16 protein-coding genes are annotated in these 18,377 nt (G+C 58.7%); 7 read left to right on the top strand and 9 right to left on the bottom strand.

Translation table 11 applies throughout. The features are described 5' to 3' along the window. Positions 1 to 260 precede the first annotated feature (260 nt). The 3 genes from CD351_RS10340 to CD351_RS10330 all read right to left on the bottom strand — a co-directional run bounded on the left by CD351_RS10340 (position 261) and on the right by CD351_RS10330 (position 3,350). Complete coding sequence (locus CD351_RS10340) at positions 261 to 1,424, bottom strand: MFS transporter (protein WP_111992578.1); 1,164 nt, start codon at positions 1,422 to 1,424, stop codon at positions 261 to 263. Positions 1,425 to 1,486: 62 nt separating this feature from the next. Next, entirely contained in the window at positions 1,487 to 2,398 is a 912-nt protein-coding gene (locus CD351_RS10335; protein ID WP_111992577.1) for a haloalkane dehalogenase, read from the bottom strand. A gap of 79 nt (positions 2,399 to 2,477) precedes the next feature. Further along, the gene (locus CD351_RS10330; protein ID WP_234027101.1) at positions 2,478 to 3,350 is read right to left on the bottom strand and encodes a mechanosensitive ion channel family protein; all 873 of its coding nucleotides are present in this window, start codon (positions 3,348 to 3,350) and stop codon (positions 2,478 to 2,480) included. 125 nt (positions 3,351 to 3,475) lie between these two features. Between CD351_RS10330 and CD351_RS10325 the strand changes: the two genes are divergently transcribed. From CD351_RS10325 to CD351_RS10310, 4 genes are all read left to right on the top strand, one after another. Beyond that, complete coding sequence (locus CD351_RS10325) at positions 3,476 to 4,648, top strand: acyl-CoA dehydrogenase family protein (RefSeq protein ID WP_369880239.1); 1,173 nt, start codon at positions 3,476 to 3,478, stop codon at positions 4,646 to 4,648. Positions 4,649 to 4,777: 129 nt separating this feature from the next. After that, positions 4,778 to 5,077: a septum formation initiator family protein gene (locus CD351_RS10320; RefSeq protein WP_111992576.1), complete on the top strand. Its 300-nt coding sequence runs from the start codon at positions 4,778 to 4,780 to the stop codon at positions 5,075 to 5,077. Positions 5,078 to 5,258: 181 nt separating this feature from the next. After that, positions 5,259 to 6,359, top strand: coding sequence for a pyruvate dehydrogenase (acetyl-transferring) E1 component subunit alpha (pdhA, locus tag CD351_RS10315; protein ID WP_111992575.1), 1,101 nt, complete (start codon positions 5,259 to 5,261; stop codon positions 6,357 to 6,359). A gap of 3 nt (positions 6,360 to 6,362) precedes the next feature. Continuing rightward, positions 6,363 to 7,754: a pyruvate dehydrogenase complex E1 component subunit beta gene (locus CD351_RS10310; protein ID WP_111992574.1), complete on the top strand. Its 1,392-nt coding sequence runs from the start codon at positions 6,363 to 6,365 to the stop codon at positions 7,752 to 7,754. A gap of 38 nt (positions 7,755 to 7,792) precedes the next feature. On the opposite strand, the gene CD351_RS10305 is transcribed toward CD351_RS10310, so the two are convergent. The 3 genes from CD351_RS10305 to CD351_RS10295 are packed head-to-tail and all read right to left on the bottom strand — an operon-like array spanning position 7,793 to position 11,075. Then, positions 7,793 to 8,515 (bottom strand): TadE/TadG family type IV pilus assembly protein, encoded by a 723-nt coding sequence (locus CD351_RS10305; protein WP_111992573.1) that lies wholly within the window; start codon positions 8,513 to 8,515, stop codon positions 7,793 to 7,795. Beyond that, positions 8,515 to 9,114: a TadE/TadG family type IV pilus assembly protein gene (locus CD351_RS10300; RefSeq protein WP_111992572.1), complete on the bottom strand. Its 600-nt coding sequence runs from the start codon at positions 9,112 to 9,114 to the stop codon at positions 8,515 to 8,517. Before CD351_RS10300 ends, CD351_RS10305 begins: the two co-directional genes overlap by 1 nt. Then, a complete protein-coding gene (locus tag CD351_RS10295; protein WP_111992571.1) occupies positions 9,111 to 11,075 on the bottom strand; it encodes a Tad domain-containing protein in 1,965 nt (654 codons plus the stop codon). The genes CD351_RS10300 and CD351_RS10295 overlap by 4 nt, the downstream gene beginning before the upstream one ends. 217 nt (positions 11,076 to 11,292) lie before the next feature. On the opposite strand from CD351_RS10295, the gene CD351_RS10290 reads away from it, so the two are divergent. Both CD351_RS10290 and CD351_RS10285 read left to right on the top strand, forming a co-directional pair. Then, positions 11,293 to 11,955: a hypothetical protein gene (locus tag CD351_RS10290; RefSeq protein WP_111992570.1), complete on the top strand. Its 663-nt coding sequence runs from the start codon at positions 11,293 to 11,295 to the stop codon at positions 11,953 to 11,955. A gap of 43 nt (positions 11,956 to 11,998) precedes the next feature. Further along, on the top strand, positions 11,999 to 12,466 hold the full coding sequence (locus tag CD351_RS10285; protein WP_111992569.1) for a hypothetical protein: 468 nt from the start codon (positions 11,999 to 12,001) through the stop codon (positions 12,464 to 12,466). Here CD351_RS10285 and trmFO read toward each other — a convergent pair. Further along, the gene (gene trmFO, locus CD351_RS10280; protein WP_111992568.1) at positions 12,463 to 13,848 is read right to left on the bottom strand and encodes a methylenetetrahydrofolate--tRNA-(uracil(54)-C(5))-methyltransferase (FADH(2)-oxidizing) TrmFO; all 1,386 of its coding nucleotides are present in this window, start codon (positions 13,846 to 13,848) and stop codon (positions 12,463 to 12,465) included. The two genes, CD351_RS10285 and trmFO, sit on opposite strands and share 4 nt — an antisense overlap. 64 nt (positions 13,849 to 13,912) lie before the next feature. Here trmFO and CD351_RS10275 point away from each other — a divergent pair, with 64 nt between their 5' ends. Then, entirely contained in the window at positions 13,913 to 14,563 is a 651-nt protein-coding gene (locus CD351_RS10275) for a lysoplasmalogenase (protein ID WP_111992567.1), read from the top strand. A 4-nt stretch (positions 14,564 to 14,567) separates the two neighbouring features. Here CD351_RS10275 and CD351_RS10270 read toward each other — a convergent pair whose 3' ends face one another. Beyond that, complete coding sequence (locus CD351_RS10270) at positions 14,568 to 15,398, bottom strand: TauD/TfdA family dioxygenase (RefSeq protein WP_111992566.1); 831 nt, start codon at positions 15,396 to 15,398, stop codon at positions 14,568 to 14,570. Positions 15,399 to 15,470: 72 nt separating this feature from the next. Next, positions 15,471 to 18,272 (bottom strand): DNA gyrase subunit A, encoded by a 2,802-nt coding sequence (gyrA, locus tag CD351_RS10265; protein ID WP_111992565.1) that lies wholly within the window; start codon positions 18,270 to 18,272, stop codon positions 15,471 to 15,473. Positions 18,273 to 18,377 lie beyond the last annotated feature (105 nt).

The raw sequence follows: 18,377 nt of genomic DNA, 5'->3' as shown, positions 1-18,377 counted from the left end.
AAATGCATCGAAGATGTGCGATAGAAAAGACGCTCGGCCAACCCGGGAGAGGCCTCTGCGAAAAGCCATTCGGGATGAAGCCTCAGCGTCTTTTTTATCTCCCGTCCAGTGGGAGTTCGGGCTGACCACACCGCATTCGAAAAGACCGGGAATGATCAGGTCACGCTGAAGATCATTCGGTCAAACTCTTAGTGCCTGCGTGCGCAAAGCCTCTGTACTTGCTCAACTTTCAGTTCACAACAAAAGGTTCCTAGGCACTGTTACCTAGGGCCGCCACTTGGTTGCGGGCGATCATTCCAGGTAGCCTGTGCGTAGTATGAAAGACCCACCACAAACGCCGAAATCGCAAGCAACAAGGCGCAGGTTCCGAGCCATCCAGCATAATCGTAGATCGAGGTTCCAAGCACGCTCCCAAGCGCTCCGCCGATGAACATGATGACGATATAAGTCGTGGTCAGACGGGTGCGTATTGCCGGTTCGAGGCTGAGGTAAGTCATGCGCCCGGTGACATCGATGCTTGGCCCGACAATGTTCGTGATGACCAACGGCACGACCACCGCCCATGCGTTCCAACCGAGAGGGTACATCAGGGCAATTCCGACCATCTGCACGATTGCTGCATAGAAGCGAGCACGGCGCGCTCCCATGCGGTCAGCGATCTTGCCGAGCCGGGCTGTGGTGAACAGGCTTATCGCGGAAACCCCCGCGAGATAACCCACCGTATCGACTCCGTAACCAAGTTCGTCGCTGGTCAGATGTAGCGCCAGCGCAAGCCAGGTCGCAGTGAAAGCGGCAAAGTTCAGACCCTGTATCGCTCCTGAAATCAGCATGTCCCTGTTGGATCTGGCCAAGGTGAAAACCGATGCGAGCAGGGCTCCGTAACCGGTTCCGGGCTGTTTGCCGGAGCTGCCTTCGCTCCGAAAAGTCAGCGGGAGGAGGGCGGTCGTCGCCGCCATCAGGACGAAGGCGCACCAGTATACCGCGCGCCAGCCAAACTGCTCGGCCACAATGCCCGCACCGACGCGGGCGACCAGAATCCCGAAGATGACGCCAACCGTCAGGAGCGCGGTGACCTGCCCCAGTCGGTCAGGCGAAACGCGCTTGGAGGCGAAGGCGGGGATGAGATAAGGCGCAATCGTTACGAAGCCGAGCAGGGTCGAGGCCAGCGTGAACGAGGCAAAGTCCTCAGCCAGCACCATGCCGAGCATAAACAGGCTCTGCGCGCTTACGAAGATGATGCACAGCGACCGATTCGAGTGGATATCGCCCAACGGAAGGAGCAACAGGATACCGAGCGCCAGCGCGAGCTGATTAAGGGCAGGCACAATCCCGATGCGCGCTTCACTCACGCCGAAATGCGCTGCCACCTCTCCGATGATCGGGTGGATGTAATAGGCGTTCGCGATGACCACGGCTGCGGTCACGGCCAAGGCATATTCCTGGCCGCGTGTAAGATAGGCTGGCTTGGGCGGAGCGTCAGTCTCGCTCAGAGCATGCCCGCTTTCTTGGCGGCCAGGACCACACCTTCGGCCAACTCCTTCGGGCGGTCTTCCTGGCAAAAATGGCCGCACGTGCTGAGTATCTCATGCGGCATGCCCTCTGCGCCCTTGATCCTCTCGCTCAGTGTCTTGCCCAGACCGCCCGTAACCGGGTCATCCGCACCAAACAGGGTAAGAAACGGCTTGTCGAATGCTGCGAGGCCTTCCCAGGCTCTTTTGTTCTGCTCGATTCCGTCCATCCCATCTTCGACGGGAACAAGCTGAGGGAATGCACGCGCGCCGGCTTTCGAAGGCTCGTCAGGGAAGGGCGCGTCATATGCGGCTACCTCTTCTGGCGTCCGCTCGGTCGCGGTTGCGCGCTGGAGCAATTCTCCGATCTGGAACTCAGGCGAACTTTTTGCGAACTGGCGCCATGCGAGAAATGCGGGTGAAGGGGTTCCGCCGGTCGGCAAGAAGGTGTTGCTCGCAACGACGCAAGTGAATTTTTCGGGTTCCTCACCCACAAGCCGGAGCCCCAGCAATCCACCCCAGTCCTGACAGAAAAGCGCAGCTGGTTGAGGCACCACCGCCTCACGCCATTGGCGCAGCCATGAGATGTGCCGGTCATAGGTATAGAAGGCGATGTCGTCAGGCTTGTCGCTTTTGCCGAACCCGATGAGATCGGGCGCAAGGCAGCGGAAACCAGCATCGACCAGCACCGGGATCATCTTGCGGTAGAGGAAGCTCCAGCTCGGTTCGCCATGGAATAGCAGCACAGGCGGCGCATCCCTTGGCCCTTCGTCGATATAGTGCATTCGGCCAGAATGACCTTCACCCAGATCGACTGTTATCCAATGCTCGGCAAAATCGTAGTCGGGCAGGTTCGCGAAACGGGCGGGATCGGATGTCAGGATTTGCAAGGGTGTTCTCCTTCGCTGTTGCGAAGGTCAGTAGCACGAAAAGACCCAATCCCAACCCGCTTCATCAAACGGTGTGAACTTAGCTCCCCGTGCTCGGCTCGCCCGGACTCTCTCCCATCGGCACCTTCTCCTTGAAGGTGTGGGTGATGTAGGGGAAGGGGATCTCGATCCCGGCATCGTCAAGCGAACGCTTGATCGCGCGCACGACCTTGTCTTTCGATTCCCAGCCAGCGCGCGGGGTTGATCCCGACCACCAGCGCACCAGGAAATCGACCGAGGACGAATTGAATTCCTGCGCGAAAATGTCGATGCCCCTGGCTTCATCCACCTCCGAAACGCCGGTGACCGCTTTGCGGATCACTTCGGCGGCTTCGTCCAGATCAGTGTCGTACGATACGCCGATCACGACATCGTGGCGGCGCTGTTCCTTGTCGGTGAGGATTTCGACCGGGTTCTTGAACAGGATAGAATTGGGCACGACGGTGACTTCGCCACTGAGCTTACGGATGTGCGTCTCGCGCAAGGTGATATGTTCGACCTTGCCCATCATGCCTTCGCACTCAATCACGTCGCCGATGCGCATTTTCTCGCGCACCATGATGAGCACGCCTGCGAGGAAGTTTTCGAAGATGTCCTGAAACGCAAAGCCGATCGCAACTGCGCCGATGCCGAGCCCGGCGATCAGGCTACCGACGGTCAGGCCGGGAAAAATCACGATCATCGCGACGAGCAGTCCGATGATCCAAACGGCCAGCTTGACGAGGGTTTCGATCAACTGGCGCAGCGAAGGCCGCAGGTCCGTCTTGCCCGTGATCTTGTCTGCAATCGTTGTTGCAAAACCCGCGATGATCGCGGTGATGACGACGATCACGAGCGCGATACCAAGCGAAGGCAGCAAGCGCACGAATTCCGTGCCCATCTCGTTCAGTTGGTCCATCAAAGTGGTAAGCATATTTCCCCGTCTGGTAACTCTGTTAGCCGACAAACGAACGGACCTGTTGAATTGTTCCTTAGCTGTAGGGGGCAGACACCACACAATTTCTGGACGCGGCGCGCACTCGAAGGCAAGGCAGGCCAATGACGATGCCGATGACGAATGAAAGCGAAGAGCTTTCCGAGATCCGCCGTGCTGTACGCGCCTTGTGTGATGGTTTTCCCGGAGAATACTGGCGGGCAAAGGATGCCTCGCGTGAATATCCCGGCGAATTCGTCGATGCGCTCACAAAGGCGGGTTTTCTCGCCGCCCTCATCCCTGAAGAGTTTGGTGGCAGCGGCCTGTCGCTCGATGCGGCCGCAGTCATTATGGAGGAAATTCAGGCGACCGGCTGCAACGGGTCTTCGGCCCACGCGCAGATGTACATCATGAACACTCTGCTCAAATACGGGTCGGACGAGCAGAAGTCAGAGTATCTGCCGAGGATCGCGCGCGGCGAATTGCGGCTTCAGGCTTTCGGGGTTTCCGAACCGACCAGCGGTACAGATACTCTGAGCTTAAAGACGCGCGCCGTTCTTGATGGCGATGAATACGTCATCTCGGGTCAGAAGATATGGACCAGCCGCGCTGAGCATTCCGACCTCATGCTGCTTCTTGCGCGCTCCACGCCGCGCGAACAGGTCGAAAAGAAGACCGAGGGCCTCTCGATCTTTCTCGTCAACATGCAGGACGCGCTCAAAAATGGAATGAGCATCAAGCCGATCCGCACGATGATGAACCACTCTTCCTGCGAAGTGTTCTTCGATGACCTGCGCATCCCGGCGAGTGCCCTAGTCGGCGAGGAGGGGAAGGGTTTTCGCTACATCCTTTCCGGCATGAACGCCGAACGCATCCTGATCGCTGCTGAATGCATCGGGGATGCCAAGTGGTTCATCGAACAAGCAAAGAACTACGCGGGCGACCGCAACGTCTTCGCGCGACCCATCGGACAAAATCAGGGAGTCCAGTTCCCAATCGCACGCTGTTACGCGCAGATGCGCGCTGCGGAGCTGATGGTCCACCATGCGGCCCATGTCTATGATGAAGGCGGCAATCCCGGAGCGGAAGCCAATATGGCAAAGCTGCTCGCTTCCGAAGCCAGCTGGGCGGCGGCGGACATGTGCGTGCAAACCTTTGGTGGCTTCGGCTTCGCTGAGGAATATGATGTTGAGCGCAAATTCCGCGAGGCACGCCTTTACACCGTGGCCCCGATCTCGACGAATCTGATCTTGTCCTATCTCGCCGAACACGTATTGGGACTGCCGCGCTCGTATTAGTCAGCGTAAGCGTACCTACGTGTCAATTCTGACTCGTTCTCACCTGATTTGAGTGGCCTAGAGCGCATTTCTCTTGCGGTCTGCGATTAACTATGATTCTGTGGACAGCGGATCGAGGGACTTGGGATAATGCGCAGACCGCCACAGGAACATATCAAGCAGGGCCTCGCGCTCGTGCTTCTTGTCGTCCTGACCGTATCTGCGATCGCGGGACCGACGGGGCTGCTTGCGTGGGCAGAAAATGGCGAAGTGCTCGAACAGCGCGAAGTCCGCATCGCCATGCTCAAGGAAAAGCGAGACGCACTCAAGAACCGCGTTGAACTGCTTGATCCCGAAGGGGCTGATCCCGACCTCGTTAGCGAGCTGGTGCGTGAGGATCTGGGGGTGATCCACCCGGACGAGATCGTCATCACTCTCGAAGACGAGTAGCTCTCTCGGACCTCCCCGGTTTCTGAAAATTGCAAATCTAACCACATCGGTGTTTTCTCGTCGGTTTAGGCTGACTTACGTTGCGTAAGGCCAGAAGCGGTGCCTATAGGAACGCTTCAACACCAGAAGCGCGCATCATGGTCTACTTTGAGCGTGCAGCAAGTGAGGGAAGGGATCACACTTGGCCAAGAAACCCGCCGCTAAGAAGCCTGTTGCGAAAAAAGCCGCAGCGCCTGAAACGCTCGCTCCGTCCGAAGATCCGGACTTCATTCTCCACTCTCTCCAGGAAGAATTCGAAGCGGCGAAGAGCTACGCGGCGACCGACGAGCAGTTGCTCGAATTCTATCGCCAGATGCTGCTGATCCGCCGGTTCGAGGAGAAGGCAGGCCAGCTCTATGGTCTCGGCCTCATTGGCGGCTTCTGCCATCTCTACATCGGTCAGGAAGCCGTCGCGATTGGCCTGCAATCGGCGCTTGATAACGACCGCGACAGCGTGATCACCGGCTATCGCGATCATGGTCACATGCTTGCTTACGGTATCGATCCCAAGGTTATCATGGCCGAACTGACCGGGCGCGAAGCGGGCATTTCGAAAGGCAAGGGCGGGTCGATGCACATGTTCTCGACCGAGCATAAGTTCTACGGCGGTCACGGTATCGTTGGCGCTCAGGTCGCGCTTGGCGGCGGACTGGCACTTGCGCACCAGTACAATGAAGATGGCGGTCTGTGCCTCGCCTATTTTGGCGATGGCGCCGCGAACCAGGGTCAGGTCTATGAAACCTTCAACATGGCCGCCCTGTGGAACCTGCCGATCGTTTTCGTGGTCGAAGACAACCAATATGCCATGGGCACCGCGACCAAGCGTTCCTCCGCCGAAACGCGCTTCTATCGCCGCGGCACCGCCTTCCGCATTCCCGGAATGGAAGTGAACGGAATGGACGTTCTTGAAGTGCGGGCCGCTGCCGAAGTGGCTTTCAAGCACGTGCGCGAAGGCAAGGGCCCGGTCCTGATGGAGTGCAACACCTACCGCTATCGCGGACACTCGATGTCTGATCCGGCTAAGTATCGCACCCGAGAAGAGGTGCAGGAGCAGCGCGACCATCATGACCCGATCGAACGGTTGAAAAAATCCCTTATCGAGGGCGGCCATGCCGAAGAAGACCTCAAGGCAATTGACAAGGACATTCGCAAGGTTGTGACGCAAGCGGCTGATTTTGCAGAAAGTTCGCCAGAGCCTGCACCGGAAGAACTCTACACCGATGTCTTGGTGGAGGAGTATTGATCCATGGCTATCGAACTTAAAATGCCCGCGCTTTCTCCCACGATGGAAGAAGGGACGCTTGCCAGGTGGCTGAAGTCCGAAGGCGATACGATTGAGCCCGGCGATATCATTGCCGAAATCGAGACAGACAAGGCGACGATGGAATTCGAAGCCATCGACGAAGGCGTGCTTGCCAAGATCCTTGTCGATGAAGGCACCGAGAATGTCGCTGTCGGCACTGTCATCGCGATGATGACAGGTGAGGGCGAGGATGCTGGCGATGCTGAAGCGCCGGCCGAACCAGCAGCTGAAAGCGCGCCCGTTGACGATGTTCCGGGCGAAGGCAAGGACGAGGGTCGCAATGAGCCCGGCGGGATCGAGGCGCCCAAGGCTACACCGCGCGCCAACGATCCCGAGATACCTGAAGGCACAAGCTTCACATCGATCACAGTGCGCGAGGCGTTGCGCGATGCGATGGCAGAGGAAATGCGCGCTGATAAACGCGTGTTCGTGATGGGTGAGGAAGTCGCCGAGTATCAGGGTGCCTACAAGGTCACGCAGGGCCTCCTCGACGAGTTCGGGCCCAAGCGCGTTATCGACACTCCGATTACCGAATATGGTTTTGCCGGTATCGGTTCGGGCGCCGCGATGGGTGGCCTCAAACCCATCGTCGAGTTCATGACTTTCAACTTCGCGATGCAGGCCATCGACCACATCGTGAACTCGGCGGCCAAGACCAACTACATGTCAGGCGGCCAGATGCGTTGCCCGGTCGTGTTTCGCGGCCCTAATGGTGCCGCAAGCCGCGTGGGCGCGCAGCACTCGCAGAATTACGGTCCATGGTACGCGAGCGTTCCCGGCCTGATTGTCATCGCTCCTTATGACAGCTCAGACGCAAAGGGCCTGATGAAGGCTGCGATCCGTTCGGAGGACCCGGTAGTCTTCCTTGAGAACGAGCTTGTTTACGGGCGCTCTTTCGAGGTCCCGGATCTCGACGATCATGTCCTGCCGATTGGCAAGGCGCGGATTGTGCGCGAAGGGAAGGATGCGACCATCGTCACTTACTCGATCGGAGTAGGGCTGGCGCTTGAAGCGGCGGAAGAACTGGCCGGGCAGGGCATTGACGCCGAGGTCATCGACCTTCGTACTTTGCGTCCGCTCGACAAGGAAACAGTGCTCAAATCGCTCGCCAAAACGAACCGACTGGTCGTCGCCGAAGAGGGCTGGCCGACCTGTTCAATCGCCAGCGAAATCATCGCGATCTGCATGGAGGAAGGGTTCGACGATCTGGACGCGCCAGTCCTGCGGGTCTGCAACGAAGACGTGCCGCTGCCTTACGCAGCAAACCTTGAAAAGCTTGCCCTGATCGACGCCCCGCGCATCGTCGAGGCGGTCAAGAAAGTTTACTACGTCTGAGAACAAATGGGGAGGGCGCTCCGAGCGCCCTCTCTCACTTAGACGGGGCGGTCGGCCGAGTATCTGTCGCAGGACGCCACTGGCGCGGGATCGTCGCGATTGTAAAGCTGCGTGATGTCTCGCTTGTCGCGCACGTTGAACGCCGCTGTGTATTCCAGCTCGGTCCCGTCAAAGAGTTTAAACGGGGTGAGGGCCTCATAGGTGTAGTAGACCTCGACGAAGATCACGGCTGTGCCTCGCTCAGCCTTGATCTTGTCACGACGGCGCGTACCTCCGCCCATACCGGGGAAGCTGTTGTCGTCTGCGCCGACACCTTCTTCACCATATTTGGAATCGATGACTTTCGCCCCGCGACACCGTTGCCAGCGAATGGTTTGACCGTTCGGACTGTTGCCGTCGTTCAATTCGTTATCCTGAAGGCTCGAGACGATGATGCGGCCCTGCTCGTAGATCGAGTAGCGCGCGCCCAGTTTTTCGGCACCGACCAGGGTGCCGTTGATGTCATCCTCAAACACCTTTCGAGCGACAAGCACGTCGTTTTCGCCCACGCGCGAAGCATTATCTGCCACCTGCATCGCGATCTGGCTGATCTGCATATGCGTGATGGTGAAATTGGCGGTTTCCGTGCCCATCAATCCCAGGCCCAGGACAATCGGCGCCGAGAATGCGAATTCGACCATCGCAACAGCCGAGTTGTCCTTCCACACGGAACGCAGTTTCTGGGCAAAGGTTAGGGCGGGCTTCTTTGTTGGCTGGTTCATCAGAAACAATTCCCGGATTCGACGGTCAGATCTTGCTGGTCGTAAGGCTGGTTGCGCAGAACGGTGGTGGCACGCAGTTCAACTTCCTGAGGCAGCCCGGCAAGGCCATACATCGGGAAAACGCGCGGATAGGTCACGATGGCGGTGTAAACCACTGCATCTCGGGCACCGCCGATACCTTCTTCACCGCGGTCAGCATCCCACTGACCGTTGCGGTTGGTGTCGACGAACACCTCGTTGTTGTCGCAAACGCCGTTGAGATTTTCGTCGTCGTAGTCCTCTTCCTCACCGATGTCTTCGAAGTCGAAGTGAGAGAGTTTCTCGAGACGAATTGTCGCGGTGGACGGCACGACATTGTTTATTTGCGAGATCACATATCCGTCGATCGTGCTCTCACGACTGCCGGCGGTTTCCAGCGTGAGGTCACGGCCCGCTTTCTGCAGAGCGCCATTGACGAGCGCAGTGGTGTATTGCGTGTGAGCAAGGTCGAAAATACCCATGATCATCATGATCAGGATGGGCGCGACGAGACCAAACTCGGTCAACGTCGCACCCGACTGATCGTCACGCAGATGGCGGATGAAATGATTGCGGATCATTGAGTGAGCCTCAAAGCTGCGATTTCCTGGGCGATCTGTTCGAAGCGGGCTTCGAGCGTGGCGGTATCGTTAGCCTGGAACGCGCGGCCCGGCGTTGCGCAGTCGATCAGGTTCTGGGTCAGGGTTGTGCCGAAAGCGACCACCCAGACCGAGATGTTTTCCTGTCGCGCTGCACGGCAGGCGACCTGAAAGCGGGTTGCATGCCTGTCGCTCGCCTGACCGTTTGAGCCGTTATCCGTGACGCGGCGATCCCACCATTCGACCCCGTACATATTGTAGATTTCGTTGTTCGGTGAGAGCAGACCGTCCGTCATGAAGACGATGTGACGCGAGATCGCATCGCCGTTCGGCGCTGATGCGTTGGAGCCGGCGAATATGCCGTTTGGCGAGATAAACCGGGCACCCCAGATCATGCCGATGTCATGGTAGGTGCTGCTTCGCGGCGTCAGGTCATCGACATAACTCTGCAGATCGGCGCGAGAAATGTTGGTCAGCCGGAATGCAGCATCAGGGCAGGTATAGCCGGGACGGTTTTCGTCCTCGGTCTGTGTAAGGTTGCCGAGCACATTGCCGCTATCGTTTTCGCGCTTCCACACTGCGTCACGCAATACCGGTTTCCAGAACTCATTGACGTTGGTGGGCGTGAGATTGATCTTGAGATCATTCGCATCCTCTGGAACCGGATCGAAATCGTCGGTTGCCACCGTGTTGGCTTCCTCGACACAACCGTCCCACCTCACGTTAAGGTTCGAACCGTCGGTTCCGATCGGCAGTGCGATGCTGTTGTCATCATAGAGCGAAGCGAGGTTGTAGGTTACCGGCTGATAGGTCCAGTTCTGGAACGTTTCGGTCTCGCCGATCCTGTCTTCGACAACGTTGAAGAAGACGTCCCCTCTCGATTCATAGACAAGCCAGCCATAGCGACACCGCCCGTCCGACGAACGGTATCCGCGACCACCCTGAAGTCGCCACAGGGTCTCGTTGCCGTCGCGATAGAATGTGCGACGTTCGTCGCCGCTGATTGATTCACCGCTCGAACCTTCGTGCGTGCCAAGATCTGAGCGTACGTCGAACTCGATGTCAGCTGGCTGCAAGGCGGCACATTGCGAGGAGCTCAGGCCGTATTCCTCGCCTTCCAGGATGACGCCCAGATACTCTTCGTCGTCATAATCATAGTTTTCGTACCGAACGATCTCGATACGTTCGTTGCCCCACTCGCTGGTTGTTTCAAAGTTTGCCTGGCGCGACTGGTACGTGTGGACTTGTGCCATCCAGGCGGGGTTCGCCGCCATCAGGGAGGCCCCGACATTCACGTTCGAGGCATATGGCACCATGCCGTACCGCACCTGAGCACTTGGCGAGGTCGAAGTTTCCACTGTGTCATAGAAGGTCATGACGGCGCTGCGCAGGCCCTGGATCTTGGCCCCCGGATCTTCGCTGTTGCCGCAGTTACCGCCGCCCGGATTGTCAGGCGCGCAGTTCATGGAGCCGGTGACGTCCACCACGAACAGGACGTCGGTGTTCGAAATATTGACGTCCGCTTCGCAGGTCACCGAGATCGAGAAGTCATCGAAACCGAACGGTCCCATGATTGCTGTGGGCAACTTACCTGTAGCTGCGCCATTGACCTGACCCGACTCGGTCGCTGTGAAGTTGCGCTCAAGCTCTTCCAGACCGAACGTGCCATCCGGATAGTTCTCGTCGAAGAAGTTCTCTCCGTTGACCCTGTCATCGCGGCTGAAGTTGTCGTCGGCCATCGACCGACGTGCGGCCAGTGCGCCTGCATCGCAAGCCGCCTGCAACCGCGTTTCAGCCATGTAGTATCGGCTTGCATCGACGCCGCCGCCAACCATTGCCATAAGCGGCACGAGCGAGGCCGCCGATATGACGAGCGTGTTTGCCGTGACGTCCTTCGACAGACGACGAAAGAAATGGGGAGGGAGTTCGACTTGCTGGCCCATGGGTTGCACATCCTTCAGGTCAATCGAGCACGGGAATAGTGCGGGATTTCTGATATCTGCCTTCGGATATAGCCTAAGGGTGGTAATCGCTTTCCCAAGCGGCGTGGTTAATCGAAACCTAATTCCACCCGGGAGGTTTAACCCAAATCGGTGACCCCGGTCGGGGCTTTGTCGGCGCTTGACAATCGCCACGAAACTGCGCCTAGCAGCGCCTCAAATGAACGCTGAGACGACTGAAAACTTACCTGCCGAAGCGCAACTTGCGATGGCCCATACGGCGCCAGCGATGCGTGCGCCGTTAACCGTGTTCCTTGAATTAGATGCGCGTCTTGCTCGCATTGTTGCGGCAACAAATGAGCCGATGCTCGGACAGATGCGGCTCGCATGGTGGCGCGAGATGCTGGCCAAACCGCGTGAGGAGCGTCCGCAAGGTGACGTTGTTCTTGATGGAATTGGCGATCATTGGACCGGTCACGAAGCCGCGCTTTCTGCTCTCGTCGATGCGTGGGAGATCATGCTCGGAGAAACTCTCGATTCTGCCGCAGCTCTCGAATTTGCGACCAACCGGGCTCGACCCGCCCAAGCGCTTGCGCAGATGGCCGGGCTCGACACCGATGACGCCCGAAATGTGGCGGGCGGCATGATCCGCTGGGCCCTCGCGGACGCAGCTGTGAACATCAGCAATCCCGAAGAACGGGCGGTCCTTCTTCAGCAGGCGTCGGCTGAAGCGCATTCCCGCGTGAACTTTCCCGGCTCTCTCAAAGGGCTGCGAATCCTTTCCGCTCTCGCCGAACGATCGATCCGGAGAGGCGGGCGCCCGCTGATGGAAGGTCGCGGCGCGGCACTCACTGTGCTCAGAGCCGCTATGCTCGGTCGATGATTATGTGTTATCCCTTCGACACTTATCGGTCGTGGGGTTCGCAATGCGTCAAACAGTTCTTGGAGTTTTCGTCGGGCTGATCCTTGCCGGGGTCGGAGTGTTCTGGTGGCAGGGTCGTGCTCAGGTTGAGCTTTATGCGCCGCCCCCGCCGGAGCCCGAGGAACTGGCAGAGGCGGATCCAAACGAACTTCCCGAAAGCAACCCCGGCGACATGGTCGGTCCTGCACCGCCCGAGGCAAGCGACCTCACTCGGGAAGAACGGCGGTTTTTCCGTTACGACCGCAACCGTGACCGGATCATAACCCGGCAGGAAATGCTCTCAAGTCGCACCGACGCCTTCCGCGCACTCGATGTCGATGGCAACAACCTCCTCACCTTTGAAGAGTGGGCCGTCACGACTTCGGAGCGGTTCGAGAAAATGGACGCGAACAAGGACCTCGAACTCTCGCAAGCCGAGTTCGCAACCTCTGCTCCGCGACGCAGGCCGCAAAGAGCATCGTGCAACTGCTAGGCCGGGACGGCCTCTTCGCTCGCTTCTAGCCAATCGCGAAGATCCGATTTGGCGCGCGAGGTGTACGCTTCCTTGCGCTGCTTTTTCTTGACCTCGTGAAGAGGCGGGAAAAGGCCGAAATTGACGTTCATAGGCTGGAACGTCTCGACCTCGGCATCACCGGTGATATGGCTGAGCAGCGCACCTAGCGCGGTCGAAGGTGGCAGAGGACGCCAATCGCGACCGGCTAGTTCCGCCGCCGTCATCATTCCTGAGACCAGCCCGATGGCGGCGCTTTCGACATAGCCTTCGCAGCCCGTGACCTGGCCGGCAAAGCGAATATGCGGCGCAGCGCGAAGGCGCAGCTGGCGGTCCAGAACGCGGGGCGAATTCAGGAAGGTGTTGCGGTGCAGTCCGCCGAGACGCGCAAACTCAGCGTTTTCCAGCCCAGGAATGGTACGGAACAGTTCGATCTGCGCGCCGTATTTGAGCTTGGTCTGAAATCCGACCATGTTCCACAGCGTACCAAGCTTGTTGTCCTGGCGCAGCTGAACCACGGCGTAAGGCCAGCGCCCCTGCGGATGCTCCTCGGTCGTGTCGTAGGGATTGTCGAGACCAACCCCCTTCATCGGACCATAGCGCAGGGTCTCAACTCCACGTGCGGCCATGACTTCGATCGGCATGCAACCGTCGAAGTACGGCGTGTCCTTCTCCCATTCCTTGAACTCGGTTTTCTCGCCTTCCATCAGGCCTGAATGAAAGGCGAGGTACTGCTCCTTGGTCATCGGGCAGTTGATGTAATCGCCGTCCTCGTTCGAAGCTTCCGTGCGCTTGTTCCATCGCGACTGGATCCAGCATTTCGACATGTCGATGCTGTCGCGGTGAATGATCGGTGCAATGGCATCGAAAAAGGCGAGGCGCTCTTCGCCTGTTGCACCGACAATGCTCTGTGCGAGCGTCTGCGCCGTAAGCGGGCCGGTCGCGACAATTGTCAGACCCGCATCGGGCAGGGTGTCGATACGTTCGCGTACAACTTCTACATTGGGATGATCGCTCAGTATCTTCTCGACCTCGGCGCTGAAGACATCCCGGTCTACCGCCATAGCGCTTCCGGCAGGCACGCGAGCGACCTCGCCGGCGCGCATGATTATGGAGTCAAGTTCGCGCATCTCGTGGTGGAGGAGGCCAACGGCGTTCTTTGTGTCATCGTCCGAACGAAAGGAATTGGAGCATACCAGCTCGGCAAGGCCATCGGTCTGGTGGGCCGGGGTCATCTCCCCGCTTCCGCGCATTTCCGAGAGGCGCACCTTCACCCCGCGCCGGGCAAGCTGCCATGCAGCCTCGCTCCCGGCGAGCCCGCCGCCGATAATGTGGACATCGTAATTCGAAGTGGTCTTGGTCATGGTCACGCGAGGTAGCCCTGTGCTAGCTGACCTTCAAGGCCGCAGAAGGGAAAGGGATCACTCGATGTCCAAGCGTGCATTGGTGAATCATCGACCCTGGCTCCTTGCAGGCGTGATCTCGGCGCTCGCTTTTTACTTCTTGTGGAACAATCCCATCGGGGGTGTCTGGCTGATCCTTTTGAAAGGGTCGGCAGTCGGATTCCTCGCAATTTACGCATGGCGTCGCGCGCCCGGCACGGATGGGACGATCCTGACGATTGCACTCTTGCTCTCTGCGATCGCCGACATGGCGCTGGAATTATGGTTCGAGATCGGCGGTGCGCTCTTTGCCGCGTCTCATCTGGTGGCGGTCGTTCTTTATCTACGCAATCTTCGTGAAAAACCGACCGGGAGCCAGCGCTTACTGGCAATCGCTTTGTTGATCGGTGTTCCGGCTGTTGCTTACCTTCTCAGTTCGAGGGCGGATATCGCGGCATACGCGGCGATACTTGGCCTGATGGCAGCTTGCGCATGGATGAGCCGCTTTCCGCGTTATCGTGTAGGACTGGGAGCTGTTCTCTTTGTTTTGAGCGACTGGCTCATTTTCAGCCGTGAGGGGGCCTTCGATCTTGCACCCTTTCCTGACGTCCTCATCTGGCCGCTCTATTTCGCAGGTCAGCTGATGATCGCTACCGGCGTCGTGCAGACGCTGCGCGGAGAGCATCCCGCAAGATAGGCGCTCAAACGGCGGCTATCGTCGAACGGTGCAACTCGCGTCTGTGGCCTTCGTAACCGCCGGTCGCCTTGTGGTTGACGCACCGATTATCCCAAAGCACCAGCATGCCGGGCTCCCACTTGTGCCGATAGATGAAGCGGTCTTGTTCGCACCACTGGTGCAACTCCATAATCAGCTGCGCGGCTTGCAAATCGTCCATCCCTTCGATCCCTATCGTGTAGCTGATCGAGCAGAAAAGGGCTTCTTCGCCGGTTTCGGGATGGCGCTGGATGAGCGGATGGGACTGACGCGCCAGCGCTGCTGTGCCTGGGCGAATCGACATTGATCGACCCTTGTCGTTGTCGCCATAGACCCCGTCGGGCGCATATCCGCGGCTAGCCGAATGGATCGCATTCAACGCGCGCAGTTCATCTTTCCGCTGGTCCGGCAGCGCAGCGAAGGCGGCTACCTGGTCAGAGAAAAGCGTGTCTCCGCCCATCGGAGGGATCTCGATTGCAAGCAGGCAGGTTCCCGATGGCGGCTTGGGGAGAAAACTCCAATCGCTATGCCAGTTTTCAGCGAAGAGCGTGGAGGTTTCATATGCCTCGCGCTTGATCGCTGCGATATGCTCGTGACCGTCGATCGGATCAAAGAACGGGTCTTCGCCGAACCCGCCCATCGCCACGGTAAACCGTTCCAGAGCAGCGTCGTCCATTCGCTGGTCGACGAATGCGAGCACCTTGTGTTCAAGCCATGCCGCGCGAATGTCTGCGATGTCTTGTGTGCTGAGCGCTCCCGATAAGTCGACGCCGCTCACCCGTGCACCGCAGACGGAGCCTGATGCTTCAATCTTCATGTCCGACCTCTCCCAAAGTCTGTTTCGTGAACATACGGGAGAGGTCGGCCATGGCAAGTTGAAGGTGGATACCTATTCCGGCGGATCTTCGCCGAGATTCTTGTCGGAGTGCAGGGTTGTTTCAGGCGTGGTTTCATCGCCGCCACCGCGACGCTCAACCATCTCTTCCACAATGGCTTCTTCTGCCTCGTTTTCGGGTTCCTCGGTCTCGTCAATCTTGACCGCGCTAACGATGTGCTCGTTCTGGCCCACCGTAAACAGGCGGACACCGGCGGTGTTGCGACCCATTACGCGAAGGGATTCAAGTCCGATGCGGATAAGCTTGGCCTGATCGGTAACCAGCATCAGCTGTTCGCCCGGCTGCACGACAAAACTTGCGACGACCGAGCCATTGCGGTCGATGTTGTCGATGTTCACGACACCCTGACCGCCACGTCCGGTCTTGCGGTATTCGTAGGAGCTTGAGACCTTGCCGTATCCATTGGCGCAGACGGTAAGGATGAACTGCTCTTTTTCCTTAAGCGCTTCGTAGCGTTCGCTGCCGAGTTCAGGTTCGCCTTCCTTCTCACCCTTCCACGGTGCGAACTTGATGTACTGTTCGCGCTCTTCGGGGGTGGTGCCTGTCGCGCTCAGAGTGGAGAGCGAGACGACTTCATCGCCATTCGCGAGCTTCATACCGCGAACGCCGGTCGAGGTGCGTGACGTGAATTCGCGCACATCTTCTGCGGCAAATCGGATTGCCTTACCAGACTTTGATGCGAGCATCACGTCGTCACTTGGCGCAACAAGGCGGACACCGATGAGGCGGTCTTCGCTCTCATCGTCGAATTTCATCGCGAACTTGCCGTTTGACGGAATGTTGGTGAAGGCGTCCATTGAATTACGACGCACATTGCCCTTGGCCGTGGCAAACACGACCGAAAGCGCGCCCCATTCATCCTCGTCCTCAGGTAGAGGCAGAACGGTGCGGATCGTTTCATCCGTGTCGAGAGCGGGCAGCAGGTTGATGATCGGACGCCCGCGCGTGGTCGGGCCACCTTCGGGCAGCTTCCAGACCTTGAGGCGGTACACCTTGCCAGCGGTCGAGAAGAACAGCACCGGATTGTGCGTAGAGGTGACGAACATCTCTGCGATGGCGTCCTCGTCCTTCGTGCTCATCCCGGCGCGGCCTTTTCCGCCGCGATTTTGCGCGCGGAAGGTGGAGAGGGGAGTGCGCTTGATGTAGCCATCGAGCGTGACCGTCACGACCATGTCGTCGCGTTCGATCAGGTCTTCGTCTTCGAGACCATCCCAGGCCGGCGCGATCTCGGACACGCGCGGCGTCGCATAGGTGGCGCGGATTTCCTCAAGCTCCTCGCGCATCACCTCATAAAGCTTCACGCGGTCGGCGAGAATGGCGAGGAACTCCTCGATCTTGTCTGCGAGTTCCTTGAGCTCGTCGCCGATTTCATCGCGGCCGAGCGCGGTGAGACGGTGGAGCCGCAGATCGAGGATTGCTTTCACTTGGCGGGTCGAAAGACGATACGTTCCGCCCTCCTGATCTGCACTCGGCTCGATCGCTTCTACAAGACGAATATACTGCGCGATATCGCCGATCGGCCATTCCTTTGCGAGAAGCCGCTCGCGCGCGGTCGCAGGGTTGGGAGCGCCGCGAATGATCGCGACGATTTCGTCAAGGTTCGAAACCGCCACCACGAGGCCGAGCAAGATATGCGCGCGTTCGCGTGCCTTGTTGAGCTCAAACTTGGTGCGACGGGTGATGACCTCTTCGCGAAAGCTGATGAACGCCTGAATGAAGTCGCGCAGCATCAACGTCTCAGGCCGACCGCCACGGATCGCGAGCATGTTCGCCGGGAAGCTCGATTGCGCCGGCGTATGGCGCCAGATCTGGTTGAGCACGACTTCGGCGGTGGCATCGCGCTTGAGGTCGATGACCACGCGAACGCCAGTGCGCGAGCTTTCGTCGCGGATGTCGGAGATACCTTCGATCCGCTTTTCCTTCGCCGCATCGGCGATTTTCTCGACCAGGCCTGCCTTGCCGACCTGATACGGGATTGAGGTGAAGACGATGCTTTCGCGGTCGCCTCGCAATTGCTCGATCTCGTGACGGCACCGCATCAGGATAGAGCCGCGCCCGGTGGTGTAGGCGGCCTTCGCTCCGCTAGTTCCGAGGATCAGCGGGGCGGTCGGGAAATCGGGTCCGGGAATGTATTCGATCAGTTCTTCCGAAGAGATCGCCGGGTTTTCCATGAAGGCAAAGCAGCCGTCGATCACCTCGCCCAGATTATGCGGGGGCACATTCGTGGCCATACCGACCGCAATGCCACCTGCGCCGTTTACCAGCAGGTTGGGGAAGCGGGCAGGGAGCACTGATGGCTCCTGCTTACGGCCGTCGTAGTTTGCGACGAAATCGATAGTGTCCTTGTCGAGATCATCGAGCAAGGTATCGGCCACGCGAGCAAGGCGCGCTTCGGTATAGCGCATCGATGCGGGCGGATCAGGGTCCATCGATCCGAAATTGCCCTGACCATCAATCAGCGGCACGCGCATCGACCATGGCTGTGTCAGCCGGGCTAGGGCATCATAAATCGCGCTGTCGCCGTGAGGGTGAAAATCGCCCATCACGTCGCCAACGATCTTGGCGCTTTTCACATAAGGTCGGCCAGCCACGAAGTTGCCGAGCTTGGACGCATACAGGATGCGGCGATGGACCGGTTTAAGGCCATCGCGCACATCAGGAAGTGCGCGGCTGACGATCACGCTCATCGCATAATCGAGATAGCTGGTCTTCATTTCATCGACGATGTCGATGCGGTCATATCCGTCTGCAGGGGCAGGGGAAGCAGGGTCGATAATGTCGGTTTCGTCGCTCAAAGCGAAAGCCCGTTTCTAGTTGTTGTTTTCGGAAAAAGGTTCTGTGGTTGGATGTAGGTGCTGGGGCGCGTCTTCGCCATGGGTGTCGCGGAACACAACGCGTAC

Origin of the sequence: Erythrobacter sp. KY5, from assembly GCF_003264115.1 — a bacterium.
GTDB lineage: Bacteria > Pseudomonadota > Alphaproteobacteria > Sphingomonadales > Sphingomonadaceae > Erythrobacter.
Note: the sequence above shows the minus strand (reverse complement) of the source record. Positions and strands in the feature narration are given on the sequence as shown.

Excerpts from the sequence above, each read along its gene's own strand:
- CD351_RS10330 (WP_234027101.1), bottom strand. The coding sequence starts at position 3,350 with ATGCTTACCACTTTGATGGACCAACTGAACGAGATGGGCACGGAATTC.
- CD351_RS10325 (WP_369880239.1), top strand. The coding sequence starts at position 3,476 with ATGACGATGCCGATGACGAATGAAAGCGAAGAGCTTTCCGAGATCCGC.
- CD351_RS10320 (WP_111992576.1), top strand. The coding sequence starts at position 4,778 with ATGCGCAGACCGCCACAGGAACATATCAAGCAGGGCCTCGCGCTCGTG.
- CD351_RS10310 (WP_111992574.1), top strand. The coding sequence starts at position 6,363 with ATGGCTATCGAACTTAAAATGCCCGCGCTTTCTCCCACGATGGAAGAA.
- CD351_RS10305 (WP_111992573.1), bottom strand. The coding sequence starts at position 8,515 with ATGAACCAGCCAACAAAGAAGCCCGCCCTAACCTTTGCCCAGAAACTG.
- CD351_RS10300 (WP_111992572.1), bottom strand. The coding sequence starts at position 9,114 with ATGATCCGCAATCATTTCATCCGCCATCTGCGTGACGATCAGTCGGGT.
- CD351_RS10295 (WP_111992571.1), bottom strand. The coding sequence starts at position 11,075 with ATGGGCCAGCAAGTCGAACTCCCTCCCCATTTCTTTCGTCGTCTGTCG.
- CD351_RS10290 (WP_111992570.1), top strand. The coding sequence starts at position 11,293 with ATGAACGCTGAGACGACTGAAAACTTACCTGCCGAAGCGCAACTTGCG.
- CD351_RS10285 (WP_111992569.1), top strand. The coding sequence starts at position 11,999 with ATGCGTCAAACAGTTCTTGGAGTTTTCGTCGGGCTGATCCTTGCCGGG.
- trmFO (WP_111992568.1), bottom strand. The coding sequence starts at position 13,848 with ATGACCAAGACCACTTCGAATTACGATGTCCACATTATCGGCGGCGGG.
- CD351_RS10275 (WP_111992567.1), top strand. The coding sequence starts at position 13,913 with ATGTCCAAGCGTGCATTGGTGAATCATCGACCCTGGCTCCTTGCAGGC.
- CD351_RS10270 (WP_111992566.1), bottom strand. The coding sequence starts at position 15,398 with ATGAAGATTGAAGCATCAGGCTCCGTCTGCGGTGCACGGGTGAGCGGC.